The sequence below is a fragment of the Inquilinus limosus MP06 genome (assembly GCF_000767795.1).
Lineage (GTDB): Bacteria > Pseudomonadota > Alphaproteobacteria > DSM-16000 > Inquilinaceae > Inquilinus > Inquilinus limosus_E.
Genome location: NZ_JANX01000828.1, coordinates 1 through 2,003, shown reverse-complemented (window position 1 = coordinate 2,003; position 2,003 = coordinate 1). Strand labels below are relative to the sequence as shown.

4 protein-coding genes are annotated in these 2,003 nt (G+C 71.7%); 2 read left to right on the top strand and 2 right to left on the bottom strand.

What is annotated here, in order from left to right; translation table 11 throughout:
* The coding region (locus P409_RS39635; protein ID WP_161790519.1) for an NUDIX hydrolase at window positions 1-611 on the top strand (611 nt) is incomplete at its 5' end.
* 57 nt (window positions 612-668) lie between these two features.
* Window positions 669-869 carry an SHOCT domain-containing protein gene (locus P409_RS32890; RefSeq protein WP_034848627.1) on the top strand — a complete coding sequence of 67 codons (201 nt, stop codon included), beginning with the start codon at window positions 669-671 and terminating at the stop codon, window positions 867-869.
* A gap of 147 nt (window positions 870-1,016) precedes the next feature.
* Here P409_RS32890 and P409_RS32885 read toward each other — a convergent pair whose 3' ends face one another.
* On the bottom strand, window positions 1,017-1,478 hold the full coding sequence (locus tag P409_RS32885; RefSeq protein ID WP_034848625.1) for a GNAT family N-acetyltransferase: 462 nt from the start codon (window positions 1,476-1,478) through the stop codon (window positions 1,017-1,019).
* 34 nt (window positions 1,479-1,512) lie between these two features.
* A partial coding sequence (locus P409_RS32880; RefSeq protein ID WP_034848623.1) for a glutamate--tRNA ligase family protein occupies window positions 1,513-2,003 on the bottom strand: 491 nt, incomplete at its 5' end.

The window sequence follows — 2,003 nt, the reverse complement described above, 5'->3', positions numbered from 1 at the left end:
ATCCGGTGCTGGCCGAATGGGGCGCGCCGCTGCTGGCCACGGTCGACCGCGGCGCCGCGGTGGCGCTGGGCATCAAGTCCTTCGGCATCCATCTCAACGGCGTGGTCGAGGCGGCGGACGGGCCGCTGCTCTGGGTCGCCAAGCGCGCGGCCGACCGGGCGCTGGCGCCCGGCAAGCTGGACAACCTCGTCGCCGGCGGCCAGCCGGCCGGCCTTTCCCTGGTGGAGAACCTGGTCAAGGAATGCGCCGAGGAGGCCGCGATCCCGGCCGGGCTGGCGCGGCAGGCCGTGCCGGCCGGCGCCATCACCTACATGATGGACACGGCCGAGGGGCTGCGCCGCGACACGCTGTTCGTCTACGACCTGGCGCTGACCCCGGACTTCACCCCGCGCAACACCGACGGCGAGGTCGAGAGCTTCGCGCGCCGGCCGCTGGCGGCGGTGCTGGACCAGTTGCGCGACACCGAGGATTTCAAGTTCAACGTCGCGCTGGTGATCATCGACCTGGCCATCCGGCGCGGCGTGGTCGGGCCGGAGGAGCCGGATTATCTGGCGCTGTGCCGCGGCCTGCGCGAGCCTACCGATCCACCGTCCCACCACCGCGCCGGCTGACAGGAACAAATGCCGGCGCGTGGCGTTCAACAGCCATCGTCGCCCCCTGGAGATCCCATGCGAATCCTGCCGTTCGCCCTCGCCCTCGGACTGGCCCTTCCGGTCGCCGCCTGCGGCGGCAGCAGCCACACGCCGCCGCCCGGCACCGCCGGCGCGACGACGGGGCAGGAGCTGATCGACCTGGACAACGCCTACCGCAAGGGCGCGATCACCCAGGACGAGTACGAAGAGCAGCGCGAGAAGATCCTGGACCGGTGAGGTTCGCCCGTCACCTTCCTTGTCATTGCCGGGCTTGACCCGGCAATCCAGGGAGGAGCGGATCTGAAAGCCCCTGGATGCCCGGGTCAAGCCCGGGCATGACATCGCGGATCGGCGGTTGCTTCCGGCGCTGGACGACGAGGCCCCTTAAAGCCGCCCGCGATAGACGATGAACCCCGAGCGATCGGCCACCTGGTCGTAAAGGCGCATCGCGGTCCGGTTGGTCTCGTGCGTCTGCCAGTAGATGCGGCCGGCGCCGGCGGCCCGGGCCTGCTGGTACACCCCCTCGATCAGCGCCTTGCCGATGCCCTTCCCGCGCGCCGCCGCGCTGGTGAACAGGTCCTGCAGGTAGCAGGTCGGGCCCAGCATGGTGGTGCTGCGGTGGAACAGGTAGTGGGTCAGGCCCAGGAGCCGGCCGTCGACCTCCGCCACCAGCGCGTGCACCGGCTCATAGGCGTCGAAGAACCGGGCCCAGGTGGTCCGGGTGATCTCGGCGGGCAGCGCGGTCTCGCCGACGCGGCCGTAGAACTCGTTGTAGCCGTCCCACAGCGGCAGCCACTGCTCGAAATCGTCCGGCCGGACGAAGCGTATGGTCGGTGCGGCGGTCATCTCGGGCTCCGAAAGCAATGATTCCGTGGCGATCCTAGTCCGCAAACCCGGCCAGCGCCCGCACCTCCGCTGCAGAGCGGCCCTCCGCCCGAAAGGCGCGGATCGCGGCCGCGTCGCTGCGCTTGGCCAGGCGCCTGCCGGCCGCGTCGGTCAGCAGCGCGTGATGGCGCCACACCGGCACGCGGTATCCCAGCAGCGCCTGCAGCAGCCGGTGGACATGCGTCGCCTCGAACAGGTCGAGGCCGCGGGTGACCACGGTGACGCCCTGGATCTCGTCATCCACCGTCACCGCCAGGTGATAGCTGGTCGGCGTCTCCTTGCGCGCCAGCACCACATCGCCCAGCCGCTCCGGCCGCGCCGCCTGCCCGCCGGCCAGCTCGTCGGTCCAGCTCAGCGGCCCGGCGCGCCGCATCGCTTCCGCCATATCGAGCCGCAGCGCATAGGGCCGGCCCTCGGCCAGCCGGTCGGCGCGCTCCTGCGGCGACAGGCGGCGGCAGGTGCCGGGGTAGAGCGGCGACCCGTCGG

What these genes read in the sequence shown, in the direction of transcription:
- P409_RS32890 (WP_034848627.1), top strand. Translation starts at nt 669, where the DNA reads ATGCGAATCCTGCCGTTCGCCCTCGCCCTCGGACTGGCCCTTCCGGTC.
- P409_RS32885 (WP_034848625.1), bottom strand. Translation starts at nt 1,478, where the DNA reads ATGACCGCCGCACCGACCATACGCTTCGTCCGGCCGGACGATTTCGAG.